Consider the following 19,244-nt stretch of genomic DNA (forward strand, 5'->3'; position numbering starts at 1 on the left):
CGGGACATACGACAGTGACTCACTCGACGACTCGCAGAACCTTCATCGTCCACACGCTCGGCCTGTGCGCGGCGCTCGCGGCAGCGCGCACCTCGGTCGCGGCGCCGCCGCTCGTCGACGAAAACGACGCCACGGCGAAATCGCTCGGCTACCGTGCGCACGCCTCGGCCGTCGATACGGCGCAGTTCCCGAAATACCAGCCCGGCCAGCGCTGCGCGAACTGCCGGTTCTACAAGGGCGAGGCCGCGGACGCAGCAGGCACGTGCCCGATGTTCGGCGGCAAGGCGGTCGCGGCGGACGGCTGGTGCAACGTGTATGCAAAGCGCGCGTGATGCCGCGCGCGACGCATCGGCGATGTCCAATGCACGGGAGCCGGCGCCCGCGGCCGGCCACGACGACGCGCTCGCATCGGCGAGCGCGCCTTTCGCCGGATTGATCGCACTCGGCCTGTCGCGCGGCTTCGTGACGCGCGGCGACGTAATCGACGCGCTGCCCGACGACGACGCGCACGATGCCGGCATCGACGCCGCGACGGCCGTCCTTGCGGAACTCGGCATCGCGGTATCGGACGATGCCCACGCGGAAACGGACTGGTCGCTCGACCGGCATTTCCGGCCCCCACCGCTCTCCCGCGCGGCGGCCGAGAGCAACAGTGCGTTCGCGGCCTTCGATCTGCTCGCGCCGCGCACGACCGATCCGGTGCGGCTCTATCTGCGCGAGATGGGCACGGTGCCGCTCCTCACGCACGACGAGGAGATCGCATACGCGCAGCGCATCGAGCGCGGCCGCGCGGCGTCGGTCGCGGTGCTGTGCGGCGATCCCGATGCGCTCGATGCGCTGGCGTCGATCCGTCGCGAGATCGCGGAAGGCCGGGCCGCTGCATCGGCCTATTTGATGTTCGTCGATGAGGGCCGGCATGCCGATGCAGCGGCCGCCGTCGACCCGCATGGCGACGCGCAACACGACGACATGCGGCCGGGCGACCCGCACGTGTGCGACGCGGCACTCGCCCGTCTGTCGTCGCTCGATGCGCTCGCGCGCGACATGCGCGCCGCGCTGACGTCGGGCGGCACGGCGTCGCCCGCGTACCGCGCCGCGGTGCGCGATGCCGCGGCGCTGCTGCGCCCGCTGCGGCTGTCCGCACGTGCGGTCGAGCGCATCGGCGCACCGCTGCGCGGCCGCGCACGACGTCATCGCGAACAGCGCGCGCGTATGACGCGCGTGCTCCACCATGCGGGCATCCCGTCGCAGACGACCTGGCGGTGCCACGGCGCGCACGACGACGATCACGCGCGCTGGCTCGCGGCCGGCATCGCCGCGCATCCCGAATGCGAGCGCGCGCTGATCCGCAGCGCGCCCGTGCTGTTCGATGCGCGCGAAGCGATCGCAGCCGATGCACGCGCATCGGTACTGCCGCCGCGTACGGTCGCGCTGCTCGATGCGCGGCTCGATGCGATCGAACGCGCGACGCACGCGGCGAAGACGGCGTTATTCGACGCGAACCTGCGGCTCGTCGTGTCGATCGCGAAGCGCTATCCCGATCGCGGGCTCCCGTTCGCCGATCTGATCCAGGAAGGCAACATCGGGCTGCTGAAGGCGATCGACCGCTACGATCACCGACGCGGCTTCCGGTTCTCGACCTACGCGACCTGGTGGATCCGGCAGTCGATCACGCATGCGCTCGCCGATCTCGGACGCACGATCCGCGTGCCGACGCACACCGTCGATGCAATCAACAAGCTCGCGCGACTCGCGCGCGAACATCGGCAGCGTGCGGGCGCGGCCGCGACGCCGGACGAGTTGGCCGCTCAGATGGGCGAGCCCGTCGACAAGGTGCGCGAACTGATGGCGATCGTGAAGGAACCCGTTTCGGTCGACCTGCCGATCGCACCGGACGGCGACATGACGTTCGTCGACGTCGTGCCCGATGCGTCGACGCCGTCGCCGGAAGACGCGGCCGACGCGGCGCAGCGGCGCGCTGCGATCGCCGCCGCGATCGACCGGCTTCCGCCGCGCGAAGCGCTGATCGTGCGGCTGCGCTACGGGCTGCATGCGGGCGAAGGCTGCTCGCTGCGCGACATCGGCCGCCGTCTGAATCTGTCGGCCGAACGCGTGCGGCAGATCGAAGCGTCCGCACTCGCACGCCTTCGCGCATCGGACGCGCTGGCGGTGCTGCGCCCGTTCGTTGGATGATGCACGCACACGATGCGCCCACTGCGCCGCGCGTCGTGTTGACACCTGCAACAGCCGCTGCTGCATTTCGGCGCACGCCCGCGGCCGCCGGCGGCGGCGTCTGCGTCGACCGATCAAAGCACGGCGTGCCTGCCGCCTCGCACCGGCGGCACCGGCGTACACACGGCGCGCATCGTCGCGCGACTGGCATGCATGTTGCGTTTCGTTCGCCATTGCATGACACGTTGTGCTTTTCCACGGAGAACACCTTGACCGCCCTCGTCTCGATCCTTCACGAACGTCGAATCTTCGAACCGACGGCCGACACGCGCGATCGCGCGACCCTTTCCGGCATGGAAGCCTATCGCTCACTGGCCGCCGAGGCCGAGCGCGATTACGAAGGGTTCTGGGCGCGCCTCGCGCGCGAGGGCCTCGCGTGGCACAAGCCGTTTACGAAGGTGCTCGACGAGTCCGATGCGCCGTTCTACAAGTGGTTCGACGACGGCGAACTGAATGCGTCGTACAACTGCCTCGACCGCCACGTCGAAGCCGGCAACGGCGAGCGCGTCGCGGTAATCTTCGAGGCCGACGACGGCACCGTCACGCGCGTCACCTATGCCGACCTGCTCGCGCGCGTCTCGCGCTTCGCCAATGCGCTGAAGAAACGCGGCATCGGCAAGGGCGACCGTGTCGTCATCTACATGCCGATGTCGATCGAAGGCATCGTCGCGATGCAGGCCTGCGCGCGCATCGGCGCGACGCACTCGGTCGTGTTCGGCGGCTTCTCCGCGAAATCGCTGAACGAACGGCTCGTCGACGTCGGCGCAGTCGCGCTGATCACCGCCGACGAACAGGTGCGCGGCGGCAAGACGCTGCCGCTGAAGAACATCGCCGACGAAGCGATCGCGATGGGCGGCTGCGACGCGGTGAAGAGCGTGATCGTCTATCGCCGCACGGGCGGCAAGATCGACTGGCATGCCGATCGCGACCTGTGGATGCACGAACTGGCCGACGGCGAATCCGACACCTGTGCGCCCGAATGGGTCGGCGCCGAGCATCCGCTGTTCATCCTCTACACGTCCGGTTCGACCGGCAAGCCCAAGGGCGTGCAGCACAGCACGGGCGGCTACCTGCTGTGGGCCGCGCAGACGATGAAGTGGACCTTCGACTGGAAACCCGCCGACGTGTTCTGGTGCACGGCCGACATCGGCTGGGTCACGGGCCATACCTACATCACGTACGGGCCGCTCGCCTGCGGCGGCACGCAGGTCGTGTTCGAAGGCGTGCCGACGTATCCCGATGCGGGACGCTTCTGGAAGATGATCGGCGATCACAAGGTGAGCGTGTTCTATACCGCGCCGACCGCGATCCGCTCGCTGATCAAGGCCGCCGAGGCCGACGAGAAAGTGCATCCGAAGAGCTATGACCTGTCGAGCCTGCGCATCATCGGCACGGTCGGCGAGCCGATCAATCCGGAGGCGTGGATGTGGTACCACAAGCACGTCGGCCAGGAGCGCTGCCCGATCGTCGATACGTGGTGGCAGACCGAAACCGGCGGCCACATGATCACGCCGCTGCCGGGCGCGACGCCGACGGTGCCCGGTTCGTGCACGCTGCCGCTGCCGGGCATCATGGCCGCGGTCGTCGACGAGACGGGCCAGGACGTGCCGAACGGCCAGGGCGGCATTCTCGTCGTCAAGCGGCCGTGGCCGTCGATGATCCGCACGATCTGGGGCGACCCGGAGCGCTTCAAGAAGAGTTACTACCCCGAGGAACTCGGCGGGCGCCTGTATCTGGCCGGCGACGGCACCGTGCGCGACAAGGACACCGGCTACTTCACGATCATGGGCCGCATCGACGACGTGCTGAACGTGTCCGGTCACCGGCTCGGCACGATGGAGATCGAGTCGGCGCTCGTCGCGCACGAGCTCGTGGCCGAAGCCGCGGTGGTCGGCCGTCCCGACGACACGACGGGCGAAGCGGTGGTCGCGTTCGTGGTGCTCAAGCGTGCGCGGCCCGAAGGCGAAGAAGCCGCGGCGCTCGCGAAGGCGCTGCGCGACTGGGTCGGCAAGCAGATCGGCCCGATCGCGAAGCCGAAGGACATTCGCTTCGGCGACAACCTGCCGAAGACGCGCTCGGGCAAGATCATGCGGCGCCTGCTGCGCTCGCTCGCGAAGGGCGAGGCCATCACGCAGGATACGTCCACGCTCGAGAATCCGGCGATTCTCGAGCAGCTCGCCCGCGCACTGTAGCGCGTGCCGGCATTGCCGGCCGCTCACGACATCTTCGACGCACGCTCGTTCCGGCACCGACCCGTGCCGCGAACGCGCTCGCGCGCAGATCGCCAACCGATCGTGCCGCCGTGCGTTCCCGCCGCGCGCCATCCGCCTGCACGGCCTGCGCGACGGATGCCGGTTCGCCGGCAGACGTCGCCTTCGCTGTTCGATGCATTTGGATTCTGTTCGACGCTTTCCGACGTACAACAACACTGGAGACACACATGAAGCACACCTTCTGGATCGGCTGCGCGGCGGCCGCCGGCGCAATGGCCTGCAGCGGCGCGTTCGCGCAAAGCAGCGTGACGCTGTACGGCAATCTCGACGCCGCCTTGCTCTATACGAACAAGACGCTCGACGCGACGACCGGACGCAACGCGGGCCACCAGTTCGCGATGACCGACACCGGGATGACGCCGACGACGTTCGGCATGATGGGCACCGAGGATCTCGGCGGCGGCCTGAAAGCGAAGTTCCAGCTCGAAAGCGGCTTCGCCGTCACGAATGGCGCGTTCAATCATTCGAACGGCAATTTCTTGGGCCGGCAGGCGTGGGTCGGACTCGACGGCGCGTTCGGCACGGTGAAGGCGGGCCTGCAGTATTCACCGTTCCTGCTCGCGATCTTCGATTCCGATCCGCGCAGCTTCTCGCACTTCGGCAGCGGACTGATTCCGTACGTCGACAACGTGCTCGTGACGGGCCTGTTCAACGCGAACGCCGTGTCGTATACGAGCCCGACGATCGCGGGCCTGACGGGCAGCGCGATGTTCGCGTTCGGCGGCGCCGCCGGCAACTTCCAGGCCGGACGCCAGTATTCGGCGAGCCTCAAGTACGAGCACGGCGGCTTCATGATCAACGCCGCGTTCTACGACGGCAACGACGGCGGCACCGCGGCAACGCCGGTGCCGAGCACCGTCGCGTTCGTCGGCCGCACGATCGGCGCCGCGTACCGGTTCGGGCCCGTCACCGCGAAGGCCTCGTTCGCGAGCTACAAGGTCGGCGGCTCGTTCAGCAACAACGTGTACGGCGGCGGGCTCGACTATCAGGCGACACCGGCCGTCGATCTGAACGGCGGCGTCTGGTATACGAGCGATCGCAACGACACCGCGAATCATTCGCTGCTCGCGGCGGTCGGTGCGAGCTACAGCCTGTCGAAGGCGACCTCGCTCTACGCGCAGGTCGCGATGGTCGACAACCACGGCGCGATGAACACGGGGCTCGGCATCAACAACGCGCTCTATGGCGCGACGGGGACGACCGTCGGCGCGAACGTCGGGATTCGGCACGCGTTCTGAGCCCGTCTGCGCGGCGCCGGCCTGCGCCATGCGGCGTCGGCCGCGCGCGCGGCGTTGCTGTATAGACCGGCGCCGGCGCGATGCGGACCGCCTGCCCCGCCGCGCAGATGCGTCCGCGCCGCCAGTTGTCACCGGGCGCCATCCGTGTCGTTTACGACCGGTTTCCGGGCGGATGACCGATAGTCGGTGCCGCCCGTTTCTCTACACTGTTTTCCACCAACACACTCGCGAGGTGTCGGCCGGCGCGCGCGCGTCGACGGCATCGCCGCGAACCGAGACATCCGCTTCGTCCCCCGATGGCCGGCGCACGCGCGCCGCGCGTCCGCTCGGCCGGGCATCGAGGCCCTTCCAGGAGACATCATTGAGTACGTCGCAAGCGCGCCCCGCGAAAGCCCGCTCTTCGCGCAAGTCCGTCAAGCTGGACGACATCACGATCGTCGACCGCGCGGTGCTCAAGCGTGCAGTCGGCGCGATGGCATTCGGCAACGCGATGGAATGGTTCGACTTCGGCGTCTATAGCTACATCGCCGTCACGCTCGGCAAGGTGTTCTTCCCGTCCAGCAGCCCGTCCGCGCAGCTGCTCGCCACCTTCGGCACGTTCGCGGCCGCGTTCCTCGTGCGTCCGCTCGGCGGCATGGTGTTCGGCCCGCTCGGCGATCGCATCGGCCGTCAGCGCGTGCTCGCGATGACGATGATCATGATGGCCGTCGGCACCTTCGCGATCGGCCTGATCCCGAGCTACGCGTCGATCGGCATCATGGCGCCCGTGCTGCTGCTCGTCGCGCGGCTCGTGCAGGGCTTCTCGACCGGCGGCGAATACGGCGGCGCGGCGACCTTCATCGCCGAATTCTCGACCGACCGGCGCCGCGGCTTCATGGGCAGCTTCCTCGAGTTCGGTACGCTGATCGGCTATACGCTCGGCGCAGCGACGGTCGCGCTGCTGACCGCGATGCTCTCGCACGAAGCGCTGCTGTCGTGGGGCTGGCGCGTGCCGTTCTTCATCGCCGGTCCGCTCGGCCTCGTCGGCCTGTACGTGCGGCTGAAGCTCGAGGAAACGCCGGCCTTCAAGAAGGAAGCCGAAGCGCGCGAAGCGGACGAACGCGCGCGACCGAAACAGACGCTCGGCGCGCTGCTCGTCGAACAGTGGAAGCCGCTGCTGCAATGCGTCGGCCTCGTGCTGATCTTCAACGTGACCGACTACATGGCGCTGTCGTATCTGCCGAGCTTCATGTCGTCGACGCTGCACTTCGACGAATCGCACAGCCTCGTGCTCGTGCTGATCGTGATGGTGCTGATGATGCCGATGACGCTGTACGCGGGCCATCTGTCCGACCGGATCGGCCGCAAGCCCGTGATGATGTTCGGCTGCGTCGGGCTGCTCGTGCTGTCCGTGCCCGCGCTGATGCTGATTCGCAGCGGCGCGATGCTGCCGGTGTTTGCCGGGATGCTGATCTACGGCACGCTGCTGTCGACGTTCACCGGCGTGATGCCGTCCGCGCTGCCCGCGCTGTTTCCGACGCGCGTGCGCTACGGCGCGCTCGCGATCGGCTTCAACGTGTCGGTGTCGCTGTTCGGCGGCACGACGCCGCTCGTCGCCGCCTGGCTCGTCGATCGCACCGGCGACCTGATGATGCCCGCGTACTACCTGATGGGTGCGTCGTTCATCGGCATCGTGTCGGTGCTCGCGCTGCGCGAGAGTGCGCGCCGGCCGCTGCCGGGCTCCGCGCCGTGCGTCGGGAGCCGCGCCGAGGCCATCGCGCTGATGCGCGGCGAAACGGACGATGCGCGCATGCGCGACCGCAAATTCGCGCCGGCCGGCGAGCGCGCGTGACCGATGCGGCGCGCGAGCGTCGCGATCGCGCGCCCGAGTCGCTTCGCCTTCGTGAACACGTTCGGCATCCGATGGCGACAACGAAAAAACGCGGCGGCGCCGGACGATTCGCTTCGTCCGGCGCCGCCGCGAGGCGCGTGGCAAACGGCGTTCAGTACACGGGGTGCCCGCTGATCAGGCTCGGCAGCCAGGTCGAGAAGAACGGCAGATACGTGACGATGTTGATCGCGCTGAAAATCGCGATGTAGTAAGGCCATGCCATCTTCGTCGTCTCGCCGATCGACACGTTGCCGATCGCGCAGCCGACGAACTGCACCGAACCGATCGGCGGGTGCACGAGGCCGAGCGAGCAGTTCAGCAGCAGCATGATGCCGAACTGCACGGGGCCGACGCCGCATGCCATCGCGATCGGCAGGAACAGCGGCGTCGTGATCAGGATGTGCGCGGCCATGTCGACGAACGTGCCGAGAAACACCTGGATGATGTTGATGTACAGCAGCATCAGCCACGGCGCGGCCGTCGACTGCTTCAGCAGCCCTTCGATCGCATCGGGAATCTCGAGATACGACATCTGGAAGCGCAGCATGTTCGACACCGCGATCAGCAGCAGCACGACGCCCGTCGTACGCGACGCATGCGACAACGCGCGGCGCAGCTTGTCGAGCGTCAGCGTGCGATAGACGATCGCCGTCAGCACGAGCGAATAGACGACCGCGATCGCCGCCGCCTCGGTCGCGGTCGCAATGCCCTTCGCGACGCACACCAGGATGATCGCGATCACGAGCAGCCCCGGCACCGCGCCGACGAAGCTGCGCGCGACCGCATACCAGCCGGGAAACGCGGGCAGCGCGGACGAGCCGTCCGCGCGGCGCGGATAGCCGTGACGCACGGCCTGCCAGTACGCGGCGGCCAGCACGAAGCCCATCACCCACAGCACGGGCAGCAGCCCGGAGAACAGCAGATCGCCGATCGACACGCCGCTGACCGGCTGGCCGTGCAGCATTCCGGTGATCCCCTGCGCGGCGAACGCGTAGATGATCATGTTGGTCGACGTCGGCATCAACGCGCCGGCGAGCGACGCGTGCGTCGTCACGTTCACGGCGTACGCGGCGCTGTAGCCTTCGCGCTTCATCAGCGGAATCACGACGCCACCCATCGCCGACGTATCGGCCGTCGGCGAACCGGACACGCCGCCGAACAGCGTGCACGCGACGACGTTCGCCATCCCGAGCCCGCCGCGGAAGTGGCCGACGGTCGCCTGCGCGAAGCGCAGGATCCGGTCCGCGATGCCGCCGTGCAGCATCAGCTCGCCGGAAAAGATGAAGAACGGCACCGCGAGAAACGAGAACGCGTTCATTCCCGAAATCATCGACTGCATCGCGGTCGCGATCGGCAGCCCTTCGACCATATAGGTCAGCACGCAGGCTATCCCGAGCGCGAACGACACGGGCACGCCGAGCACGAGGAAAATCAGAAAACTGACGGACAGGATCGCGAGTTCCATGGCGTTTTATGGTCTTGAAGCGCGACGAAGCGCGAGCAGGTGCTCGAGCGAGAACAGGATGATCGCGACCGCCGCAGGAATCGTGATCAGATAGCGCACGCCTTCGGGCAGGCCGATGATCGGAATGCGGTCGCCCATCGTTTCGACGGCCATGCTGCCGCAGCCGACGAGGATCGCGATCGCGAAGCCGATCAGGCTCAGATGCTGAAACGCGACGACCGCGTCGCGCGCACGCGGGTTCAGCCGCCGCACGAACGAGTCGAGGCCGATATGGCCGCCGTCGCGCACCTTCATCGCGGCGCCGAACATCGCGATCACGATCACGAGCAGCAGCGCGATCGGCTCGACGAAGTCGGGTGCGTTCTCGAACACGTAGCGCATCACGACCGCATAGAACACGAGCACCGTGAGCGCCGCGAGACAAAGCGACGCGATCACGGCCAGCACGCGGAACAGCACGTCGTTCACGCCGCGCAGCACCGGCACCGGATGCGGCCGCGCCGCCGCGGCATCGTCGGCGGCAGCCGAGGCCGGCGCACCGGCGGCCCCTCCGTCCAGGGAAGTGTGACGCGTCACTTGATGGCCTCGATCTCGTCGACGATCTGCTTCATCTGCGGCGTCTTCTCGTACTTGGCCCAGAGCGGCTGCATCGCCTTCACGAAGGCCGCGCGGTCGACCTGCGACGCCGGCACGATCTTCGCGCCGCCCTTCGTCACGATCTGCTGCGCGGACGCCTCGCGCGCGGTCCACAGCTTCTGGTAGTACGGCACCGAATCGGCGGCCGCCTTGCGGATCGCCGTCTGTTCTTCCGGCGTCAGCTTGTCCCACACCTTCTTCGAGAATACGAGCACCTCGGGCGTCATCGCGTGCTGCGTTTCCGAGTAGTCGGGCGCGACCTCGAAGTGCTTCGTTTCCTCGTAGGACGGCAGATTGTTCTCGGCCGCGTCGACGAGGCCCGTCTTCAGGCCCGTGTAGACCTCGGCGAACGGCATCGGCGTCGGCGTGCCGCCCATCGCCTTGATCTCGTCGACCATCAGGTCCGACGGCTGCACGCGCACCTTGAGCCCCTTCATGTCGGCCGGCGAACGCACCGGGCGCTTCGCGTAGATCGAACGCGCGCCGCTCTCGTAGAACGTCAGCGCGATCATGCCCTTCGCGGCGAACGCGTCGAGGATCTTCTGGCCGGCCGGGCCGTACATCGCCTTGCGGAAATGGTCGATGTCGCGGAACAGAAACGGGAACGACGGGATCAGCGATTCCGGCACGATCTCGTTGAACGACGCGCCGTTCACGCGCGCCATGTCGATCGCGCCGATCCGCACCTGATCGACCGTGTCCTTCTCCGAACCGAGCGCGCTGTTGCCGAACACCTTGATCGAATCCTTGCCGCCCGTCAGCTTCGACAGCTCGTCGCCCATGTACTTCACCGCCATGTTGGTCGGGAAGTTGTCGCCGTGCACGTCCGCCGAGCGGAACACGCGCGCGTGAGCCGATGCCGCGAAGCCGGCGAGGAGCGCAACGGCCAGCGCGGTACGGGAGCGGGTGAATCGGTGCTTCATCGTCAGTCTCCTTGATAGTTGCGGCTCGGCGATCCTCCGGCACGCGTTCGTCGGCGAGGTACGCTGCGGCGCGCCGGCATGCCGGCCGCCTGGCTGCGAGCGGTTTCGGGCGCCGCAGTCGTACGTCGTATGATGTGTTGCGCCAATGTACGTCGGTTAATCGTTTAACTCACTTGGTGCATACCCCTAGAAACGCGCCCCACCACGGTCTTTTGCCCAGAAAGTGGAACGGGCTTCTCCATTCTCGCGCGGTTTTGCGAAACGTTTTCCGGAACCCGTCCACAACGGAAACCGCCCCGCTGTTTTGCCGTTTTCGGGCCGCCGCTGCACACTCTTTCGCCGGTCGGCGGAACGTTATAGGATGACTGACCACAGTCGCCCCACGCCGCATGTCACGAGCATGCATCGGCCCGGGCACCGGCCGCGCGACCGCGGCCCTGCCCGCCGCGCCCGCCCCGCAACACCGCGCAGCACCCGATACCCCCAACCGCATCGGATGCAACCGATGCCCTTCAGGAGACAGCGTGATGACATCCCGTAGATTCCGGCCGCACGCGCGCCCGCGCGCGCTCGGCCTGCTGGCGGTCCTGCTCGCGTCGGCCGCGACGCTCGCCGCATGCGGCGGCGACGAGCCCGGCGCGAGCGCCGCCCTGGCGGCCGCACCGTCGGCGAACAGCGTGTTCCAGGTCGGCACGACGACGGTCGACCCGAACCTGCCCGCGGAGCCCGCGTTGCCGACCGACGCGCAGGTCTGCAGCACGCTCGAAGCAAGCAATACGCTCGTCAGCCGTCCGGACGGCTCGCTGCCGCCGGAGGCCGATCCGTCGCCATCCGGCGTCGGCAAGGCCGTATCGGCCGCGACGGCGAATCCCGACCAGGCGCGCATCCAGGCCGCGCTCGACGCCTGCGGCGCGGCCGTCGACGCCGAAGTCGGCGCGGCAATCGCCGCCGCCGATGCGGCCGCGACCGCATCGCAGAAGGCGGCGGCCGTGCCGAACGTGAACCTCGCCGGCGCGTCGGGCGAAACGCTCGCGCAACCGAAGTACCGCGCGAGCAAGTTCGCGGTGCGGCTCGTCGTGAACCATGCCGGCGCCGGCAACGGCTTCATCAGCGGGCCGCTCACGTTGCCGTCCGGCGTCACGCTGTGGATCGACAAGGGCGTCACGCTGTATGCATCGCGCGACGTGAAGGCGTATGCACCGAACGTGGCGGGACCGTATTGCGGCAACACGGCCGTCAGCGCGACGAAGGCCGGCAGCTCGTCGAACTGTCTCGCGCTGATCACGGGCACGAACCTCGTCAACGCGGCCGTCGTCGGCGACGGCCGGATCGACGGGCGCGGCTACGCGGAACTCGTGACGTCCGACGCGAAATATCCGCTGATGAAGGTCGACATGACCTGCTCGAACACGTACGCGGCCTACCGCAACGGCACCGTCGCGCCGGACGGCACCGCGTGCGACGACGGCGGCACCGTCGTCGATTCGAAATCGACCGTGCGCAACATGACGTGGTGGGATCTCGCGTATCTCGGCAACATGGTGCAGAACGGGACGACCGGCTTCGGCTCGCAGTCGAACTTCCGGCTGATGGTGTTCAACTACGCGAAGAACCTGACGCTGTACCGCATCACGCTGAACAACAGCCCGAACTTCCACGTCGTGCCAAGCGGCATCGACGGCCTGACCGTCTGGAGCGTGAAGGTGCAGACGCCGACGCTCGCCGCGTTCGCGAATCCGGCCGGCAACGGCAATCCGCTCTACAACGGCCAGACGTTCAACGCCGACAACGTGAAGAACACCGACGCATTCGATCCGGGCTCCGCGTCCAGGCCGATCTCGGCCGCACTGTCGACCGGCAGCACGACGGCGTCGGCCAGCCCCGTTTCGTTCGACGGCTATCTGAAGAACGTCGTGTTCGCCTACAACTACGTGAGCACCGGCGACGACGACATCGCGCTGAAAGGCGGCAACAATCCGTCGCCGGCCGGCTCGCAACTGCCCGGCATCGACGGCAACCGCGACGTGCGGGCGGACCGCAAGTGGGGCATCGCGATCGCGCATAACCACATCTACTGGGGGCACGGGATCTCGATCGGCAGCGAGACGAACGGCGGCGTGACGAACGTGCAGGTCTACGACAATTCGTTCCAGGATTCGGAGGAAGGCTTGCGGATCAAGTCGGATTACGCACGCGGCGGCGAAGTCAGCCAGATCCACTACGCGAACATCTGCATTCGCGACGCGAAGAATGCGCTGCTGTTCACGCCGTACTACAGCACCAAGGCCGTGCCGGCCGGCGGTCCGCTCTATCCGAACTTCCACGACATCTCGCTCGCGAACGTCGCGATCTTCGGCGAGGCGGGCGTCAAGCTGCAGGGGTTCGAAGCCAATACCGGCGGCTACGGTGAACCGGCGTTCCCGCTCGCGATGACGTTGACCGACGTGGTCGCCGATTCGCCCGACAGCATCTCGGTGATCGCCTCGGACGCGAACCTGACGCTGCATAACGTGAACCTGCCGATATTCGCATCGACGGCGAACCGCGTCGTCGTCGACGGCACGGCGACGCACAACGCGCGTCCGGCCAACGTCGTCGACTGCAGCAAGGCGTTCGTCGACTTCCCCGGCATCGACCAGTCGAATCCGTTCGGGACGACGTGGGCGCCGTCGTTGTAAGCACCGCGTCGCGCAGGTGAGCCGAGCCGGGTTGCCTGTGCGTGCAGCACGCGTGCCGCAGGCGCCGGGCTTCGACGCGGCGCCGACTCGCCCCACTCGGCGCCGGCGCGCCTCGGTCGCGCCTCCATCGCACGAGCAGGCACGCGCGATGCGCCGCCGCGTGCATCCGTCAATCTGACAGGAGGCACGCGATGCAGACGACGAAACGCTCGGCAGGGCCGAATCCGGACGAACCGTTGAATCCCGGCGACGAAGGGCCGCCCGACGCGCCGGGCGTCGGCGAGGATCTGTGCGGCGCATGCCACGGCACCGGGATGGTCGAGGGCCGGCCGTGCACGGTGTGCGGCGGGACCGGCAAGGTGCTGCAGGGCATCGGCGGCGGCTGAGCGCCGCGGGTGCGCGCGCGCGGCGCGGTCAGCGGCCGAGCCGCCGTTCGCGCAGAAACGCGTTCAGCTCGCCGCCCGCGTGCTCGATATGCCGCTTCAGCAACGACGCGGCCGCGCGCGCGTCGCCCTTGCGGCACAGCGCGACGAGTTCCGCATGCTCGGACTCGGCGACGTCGCGCGCGGCCTGCGACAGCGACAGCTGCACGCGCGTGTAGCGATCGGTCTGCTGCAGCAGCGACGCGACGATCGCCGCCGTCTTCGGCTGCTCGGCGCGCGACAACAGCACGTGATGCAGCTCGGTATTCAGTTCGCCCCAGCGGCCGGACTGGCTCGCGTGCAGCACCTTGCTGTATTCGGCGAGAATCGCGTCGAGCCGTGCAAAATCTTCCGCGGTCAGCTTCGGGATGGATTTTTTCAGCAGCACGGGTTCGAGCAGCGCGCGCAGTTCGAACAGCTCCGTGATGTCTTCCGGCGACAGCTCCGACACGACCGCCCCCTTGTGCGGCAGGATCTTCACGAGCCCTTCGCTTTCGAGCTGCACGAGCGCTTCGCGCAGCGGAATGCGGCTGATGCCGAGTTCGGTCGCGAGCGCGTCCTGGCGCAGCTGATAGCCGTCGACGTATTCGCCTGACAGAATGCGGCGGCGCAGTTCGTTGGCTGCGGCTTCGGCGCGCGTCGCATAGACCAGCGCGGGGCGTTTCTCGTTCATGTTTGCGGTTTCGGCTAGACCGTCGGCGCGCGGCGGCGCGACGGTGGATATTGCATATTTTCTACGATATTAGCAGAGCGTTTTCGCGCGACGAACCGCTGAATGCGCGCATCGCGCCGTGTGCCAGGTCGCGCCGACGCGAAAAAGCCACCGCGAACGGTGGCTTTCGTATATCGATCGGGATTCGGCTGGACGCCTACGATGCCGTGCGCCGCTGCGCGTCCGCATCGACATCGCGCAGCGATTTCCCGCGCGTTTCCTTCGCGACGCCGACGCAGACGATCGAGATCGCGGCCGCGACGACGAGATAGATCGCGATCGGCGTCGACGAGTGATAGCGCTCGAGCAGCGACAGGCCGATCAACGGCGCGAGCGAGCCGGCCATCAGCGGCGCGACCTGATAGCAAAGCGAGAGCGCGGTATAGCGCACGTTGGTCGGGAACATCTCGGTCATCAGCGCCGAATACGGCGAATACGTCATCGACTCGATGAACAGGCCCAGTACGATCGCGGCCATGATGATCCAGTCGTTGCCGGTGTCCATCATCGGAAACGCGACGAACCCCCAGCACGCGGTGAGCACGGCGCCGGTCAGATACACGGGCTTGCGGCCGACGAGGTCGGACATCAGCCCCATCAGCGGGATGAAGAAGAAGTGGATCGCGTTCGCGGCGAACATCAGCTTCAGGATCCGCGTGGTGTCGGCGCCGACGACGAGCTTCAGGTACGTCAGCGAGAACGTGACGACCATGTAGTAGAGGATGTTTTCCGCGAACCGCGCGCCGATGCCGATCAGCACCTCGCGCCAGTGATGCCTGAGCACGTGCATCACGCCGAGCTGCTTCTCCTGGTTCCGTTCGCGGCGCGCCTGCGCATCCTTGAAGATCGGCGCGTCGTCGACCTTGCGGCGGATCCAGAAGCCGATCAGCACGACGACCGCCGAGAACCAGAACGCGGCGCGCCAGCCCCACGAAAGAAACTCGGACTCCGGCAGCGAACTCGACAGCACGAGCAGAATGATCGTCGCGACGAGATTGCCGGCCGGCACGCCGGCCTGCGGCCAACTGGCCCAGTAGCCGCGACGGTTGTCGGGGCTGTGCTCGCTGACGAGCAGCACCGCGCCGCCCCACTCGCCGCCGAAGGCGAAGCCCTGGATCAGCCGCAGCGTGACGAGCAGGGCCGGCGCCCAGTAGCCGATCGCATCGAACGTCGGCAGGCAGCCCATCAGAAACGTCGTGACGCCGACGACGATCAGGCTCACCTGCAGCAGATGCTTGCGGCCGAACTTGTCGCCGTAGTAGCCGAACACGAGCCCGCCGATCGGGCGAGCGGCAAACCCGACCGCATACAGCGCGAATGCGGCGAGCAGCCCGTCGACCGGATTGCCGGTCTTCCTGAAGAAGTGCGTGCCGAAAACCAGCGCGGACGCCGTGCCGTACAGAAAGAATTCGTACCACTCCGCGATCGATCCGACCATCGATGCGGCGACTACGCGCTTCAACGCGCTTTTGGACGCCGAACGCTGCGCGGCGGCATTACCGGGCGACACTGCGTCGCCGACCTGACCTGTCATGGGTGTCTCCTGTTCATGTCTTGCGTTGTGCTTTCTGCTTCTTTACGCGAGCCTGCTCGCGGCACGATTTTATACAATATCCATTACGCAATCCAACAGGATGGAAATACGCGGCTCGCCGGCGGCGGGGCGGTGCGAAGTCGGTCGCTCAGCGCGCGCCGCGTTGCCAGCTCCGCGCCTTTTCCGCACGGCACGGCGTGACCCTGCTGCGTACGCCGCAACATTCCGGGCCGCGCCCTTTTAACTTTATATTGTATAAAATATTCGAAGCATCTAGAATGCGTTCATCGGCGTGCGAGGTCGGCCGGCGGCGAAGCCGCGGCCACCTTGCACGGACGAGGAGACGAGCGCACACAGGCCACGCCGCGGGCGCCACGGCAGTTGATCCAATCTGAAAGAGGAAACGTGATGAGCGACAACATTTTTACCGGCACCATTCCTGCGCTGATGACGCCCTGCACGGCCGACCGCCAGCCCGACTTCGACGCACTGGTGAAGAAGGGCAAGGAGCTGGTGGAAATCGGCATGCGCGCGGTCGTGTACTGCGGTTCGATGGGCGACTGGCCGCTGCTGACCGAAGCGCAGCGTCAGGAAGGCGTCGCGCGCCTGGTCGCGGCCGGCGTGCCGACGATCGTCGGCACCGGCGCGGTGAACTCGAAGGAAGCCGTGTCGCACGCGGCGCACGCGGCCGCCGTCGGCGCGCACGGCCTGATGGTGATTCCGCGCGTGCTGTCGCGCGGCGCGTCGCCGGCCGCGCAGAAGGCGCACTTCTCCGCGATCCTGAAGGCCGCGCCGAATCTGCCGGCCGTGATCTACAACAGCCCGTACTACGGTTTCGCGACGCGCGCCGATCTGTTCTTCGAGCTGCGTCGCCAGCATCCGAACCTGATCGGCTTCAAGGAATTCGGCGGCGCGGCCGACATGCGCTATGCGGCGGAGAACATCACGTCGCAGGACGATAGCGTGACGCTGATGGCCGGCGTCGATACGCAAGTCTTCCACGGCTTCGTCAACTGCGGCGCCGCGGGCGCAATCACCGGCATCGGCAACGCGCTGCCGCGCGAAGTGCTGCACCTCGTCGAGCTGTGCAAGAAGGCGGCGCAAGGCGATGCGGTCGCACGGGCGCGCGCGAAGGAACTCGAGTCGGCGCTGGCGGTGCTGTCGTCGTTCGACGAAGGCTGCGATCTCGTGCTGTTCTACAAGTACCTGATGGTGCTGAACGGCGACAAGGAATACACGCTGCACTTCAACGAAACCGACGTGCTGAGCGACGCGCAGCGCAACTACGCGGAAACGCAGTACACGCTGTTCCGCAACTGGTACGCGAACTGGTCGAAGACGCTCGGCTAAGCCGGCGCACGATGCACCGACGCGGGCGGCCGCACCGGCTGCGCGCACCACGAGGCCACGGGATGTTTCCGTGGCCTTTGCGTTGATCGCGCCGATGCGTGCCGATACGCACCGACGCGCGAACGGGCACCGCTATCTGCGCGCGGACGCACGCGCCGCGAATCGCGCTTCCATGCCGTCGATCTTCACGAGCAGCGTTTCGCTGATTTTCCGCGCATGACGCGGCATGTCGGGCGTCGACAGCAGCGCTTCGATGCGCGCTCTCCAGTAACTCGGACAACTCACGCGCGCGGCGCCCGGCTGATACGCCTTCGTGCCGCTATCGCTTTCGAGCATCGCGATCATTTTCTGAATGTGCGACAGCTCGCGTTCGACATAGTCTCTCGTCAGCATGTTGATCCTGCCCCCCGAAACATGACATCCCCGACCTGCTGCTCGCGCTGCCGCCGTATCCCCGTGTGCGTAAAGATTGCGCGTGCTCGACGATGACGGTACGCGCGGCGTGTGTCGGAATCTTGTCGGCGCGGCGCGTCGTACCGCGCTATCGTCCGATCAATGACGCCGCGGTCGAGGCGGCGTCCCGCAGCGCGCAAAACGTCGGTATCGAAATGTGCGCCAGCACGCCGAACCGCGAGCCTGTTGCCGATCGTAGACATTCCGCATCGCAGCAGCATCCCCAAAACTGGGGGCGCTTGCTAGAATCGATCGCACGGCATTCGTTCGACGGGTGGGCGCTGATCGTCCAGCTCGAACGTGCGGCGGCGCGCATGCGCCAACGGGGGTACGGGGATGACCACGATACGATCGGCGGACGAGTCGATCGCGGCGCTCTATGCGGCCGCCATCGATCCCGAACAGTGGCATGTCGCGCTTCAGGCGCTCGTCGCCCTCGCCGATGCGCGCGCCGCGAACTGCTTCGTGCACGACGCGCGCACCGGCCGATTCCTCGAATACCGCTTCACCGGTTACGGCTCGGGCTGGGCCGACGCGTATGCGAGCCACTATCACGGCCTCGATCTCGCGCGCGAGGTGCTGATGCGCGAACCCGCAGGCCGCATGTATCCGATGCACCGCTTCCTGCCGGACAGCGTGATCGATCGCAGCGAGTACTACCAGGACTTCTATATCCGCGAAGGGCTGCGCTATTCGTGCGGCGGCATGCGGCTCGAAGGCGATCGACGGCTGATCCTCGCCGTGCATCGCCCGGTCAATCACCGGCCTTACGACGCGCATACGGTGCGCGAACTCCAGCGCGTGCTCGATCATTTGCCGAACGTCTTTCGCGTGCGCGAAACGGCCGCGCAGACGCACGATCGTGCGCCGATGATGGCCGCGGCGCTCGATGCGCTGCCGCGTGCGGTGATCGTCGTCGACGACACGCTGCGCGTGCGCTATCTGAATGCGGCCGCGAGCGCACTGCTTGGCGAATCGACGGAGCTGCGCGTGCAGGCCGACCGGCTCGTCGCATCGTCGCCGCAGGTGGCGCCGCAACTGGCGCAGCGCGTGAAGGATGCGTGCGCGCCGCCGCACGTCGCCGCGCCGCAACCGCTGTATGCGCTCGATCGCGAGCGTCGCCCGACATTCGAAATTCAAGTCGTTCCGCTCAAGCCGCAGTTGACCGCGTCGCTCGACCGCGACACGCGTCCGCTTGCGATGCTGCTGCCGCGGCGTCCGTTCCGCGGCGCCGCGCGGCCGCTCGCCGAAAGCGCACCGTTCGCGCTGACGCCGGCCGAAATGGCCGTCGCGACCGGCATCGCGGGCGGCCTGACGCCCGCCGAATATGCGCAGCGCAACGGCGTGCGCATCAGCACCGTACGAAGCCAGATCAAGTCGATCTTCGCGAAGACGGGCGTGCGGCGGATCGCCGATCTCGTCGCGCTGTTCGGCGACTGACACCCGTGCCGCCGGCCC

At 67.4% G+C, this 19,244-nt stretch carries 15 protein-coding genes; 9 read left to right on the forward strand and 6 right to left on the reverse strand.

What is annotated here, in order from left to right; all coding sequences use genetic code 11:
* The first annotated feature begins 14 nt into the window (after positions 1 to 14).
* The 5 genes from BCR55_RS28510 (at position 15) to proP (ending at position 7,574) form a co-directional block, all read left to right on the forward strand.
* Positions 15 to 332 (forward strand): high-potential iron-sulfur protein, encoded by a 318-nt coding sequence (locus tag BCR55_RS28510; RefSeq protein ID WP_065497080.1) that lies wholly within the window; start codon positions 15 to 17, stop codon positions 330 to 332.
* Between the two features lie 22 nt (positions 333 to 354).
* Complete coding sequence (locus BCR55_RS28515; protein WP_065497214.1) at positions 355 to 2,193, forward strand: sigma-70 family RNA polymerase sigma factor; 1,839 nt, start codon at positions 355 to 357, stop codon at positions 2,191 to 2,193.
* Between the two features lie 188 nt (positions 2,194 to 2,381).
* Positions 2,382 to 4,424, forward strand: a complete 2,043-nt coding sequence (gene acs / locus BCR55_RS28520) for an acetate--CoA ligase (protein ID WP_371493858.1) — start codon at positions 2,382 to 2,384, stop codon at positions 4,422 to 4,424.
* A 248-nt stretch (positions 4,425 to 4,672) separates the two neighbouring features.
* A complete protein-coding gene (locus BCR55_RS28525; protein WP_065497084.1) occupies positions 4,673 to 5,743 on the forward strand; it encodes a porin in 1,071 nt (356 codons plus the stop codon).
* Between the two features lie 361 nt (positions 5,744 to 6,104).
* Complete coding sequence (gene proP / locus BCR55_RS28530; RefSeq protein ID WP_065497088.1) at positions 6,105 to 7,574, forward strand: glycine betaine/L-proline transporter ProP; 1,470 nt, start codon at positions 6,105 to 6,107, stop codon at positions 7,572 to 7,574.
* 151 nt (positions 7,575 to 7,725) lie between these two features.
* Here the strand turns inward: proP and BCR55_RS28535 are convergent, their stop codons facing one another.
* From BCR55_RS28535 to BCR55_RS28545, 3 genes are read right to left on the reverse strand one after another with little or no spacing between them, the layout of a single operon-like run.
* The gene (locus tag BCR55_RS28535) at positions 7,726 to 9,078 is read right to left on the reverse strand and encodes a TRAP transporter large permease (RefSeq protein WP_006399109.1); all 1,353 of its coding nucleotides are present in this window, start codon (positions 9,076 to 9,078) and stop codon (positions 7,726 to 7,728) included.
* Positions 9,079 to 9,084: 6 nt separating this feature from the next.
* Positions 9,085 to 9,654 (reverse strand): TRAP transporter small permease, encoded by a 570-nt coding sequence (locus tag BCR55_RS28540; RefSeq protein WP_065497093.1) that lies wholly within the window; start codon positions 9,652 to 9,654, stop codon positions 9,085 to 9,087.
* On the reverse strand, positions 9,651 to 10,637 hold the full coding sequence (locus BCR55_RS28545; RefSeq protein WP_006399111.1) for a TRAP transporter substrate-binding protein: 987 nt from the start codon (positions 10,635 to 10,637) through the stop codon (positions 9,651 to 9,653). Before BCR55_RS28545 ends, BCR55_RS28540 begins: the two co-directional genes overlap by 4 nt.
* A gap of 527 nt (positions 10,638 to 11,164) precedes the next feature.
* Here BCR55_RS28545 and BCR55_RS28550 point away from each other — a divergent pair.
* Together BCR55_RS28550 and BCR55_RS28555 are read left to right on the forward strand one after the other, a co-directional pair.
* Positions 11,165 to 13,315 (forward strand): glycoside hydrolase family 28 protein, encoded by a 2,151-nt coding sequence (locus BCR55_RS28550; protein WP_065497096.1) that lies wholly within the window; start codon positions 11,165 to 11,167, stop codon positions 13,313 to 13,315.
* A gap of 191 nt (positions 13,316 to 13,506) precedes the next feature.
* The gene (locus BCR55_RS28555) at positions 13,507 to 13,701 is read left to right on the forward strand and encodes a hypothetical protein (RefSeq protein ID WP_006399114.1); all 195 of its coding nucleotides are present in this window, start codon (positions 13,507 to 13,509) and stop codon (positions 13,699 to 13,701) included.
* 28 nt (positions 13,702 to 13,729) lie between these two features.
* Here BCR55_RS28555 and BCR55_RS28560 read toward each other — a convergent pair whose 3' ends face one another.
* A complete protein-coding gene (locus tag BCR55_RS28560; RefSeq protein ID WP_006399115.1) occupies positions 13,730 to 14,410 on the reverse strand; it encodes a GntR family transcriptional regulator in 681 nt (226 codons plus the stop codon).
* 196 nt (positions 14,411 to 14,606) lie between these two features.
* Positions 14,607 to 15,983 (reverse strand): fosfomycin efflux MFS transporter AbaF, encoded by a 1,377-nt coding sequence (gene abaF, locus BCR55_RS28565; RefSeq protein ID WP_053299056.1) that lies wholly within the window; start codon positions 15,981 to 15,983, stop codon positions 14,607 to 14,609.
* Positions 15,984 to 16,391: 408 nt separating this feature from the next.
* Between abaF and BCR55_RS28570 the strand changes: the two genes are divergently transcribed.
* Complete coding sequence (locus BCR55_RS28570; protein WP_006405320.1) at positions 16,392 to 17,333, forward strand: dihydrodipicolinate synthase family protein; 942 nt, start codon at positions 16,392 to 16,394, stop codon at positions 17,331 to 17,333.
* 132 nt (positions 17,334 to 17,465) lie between these two features.
* Here the strand turns inward: BCR55_RS28570 and BCR55_RS28575 are convergent, their stop codons facing one another.
* The gene (locus BCR55_RS28575) at positions 17,466 to 17,726 is read right to left on the reverse strand and encodes a hypothetical protein (protein WP_006409972.1); all 261 of its coding nucleotides are present in this window, start codon (positions 17,724 to 17,726) and stop codon (positions 17,466 to 17,468) included.
* 396 nt (positions 17,727 to 18,122) lie between these two features.
* Between BCR55_RS28575 and BCR55_RS28580 the strand changes: the two genes are divergently transcribed.
* Positions 18,123 to 19,226: a helix-turn-helix transcriptional regulator gene (locus BCR55_RS28580; RefSeq protein ID WP_065497098.1), complete on the forward strand. Its 1,104-nt coding sequence runs from the start codon at positions 18,123 to 18,125 to the stop codon at positions 19,224 to 19,226.
* The last annotated feature ends 18 nt before the right edge of the window (positions 19,227 to 19,244 follow it).

Source organism: Burkholderia sp. CCA53, from assembly GCF_001685525.1.
Taxonomy (GTDB): Bacteria; Pseudomonadota; Gammaproteobacteria; order Burkholderiales; family Burkholderiaceae; genus Burkholderia; species Burkholderia multivorans.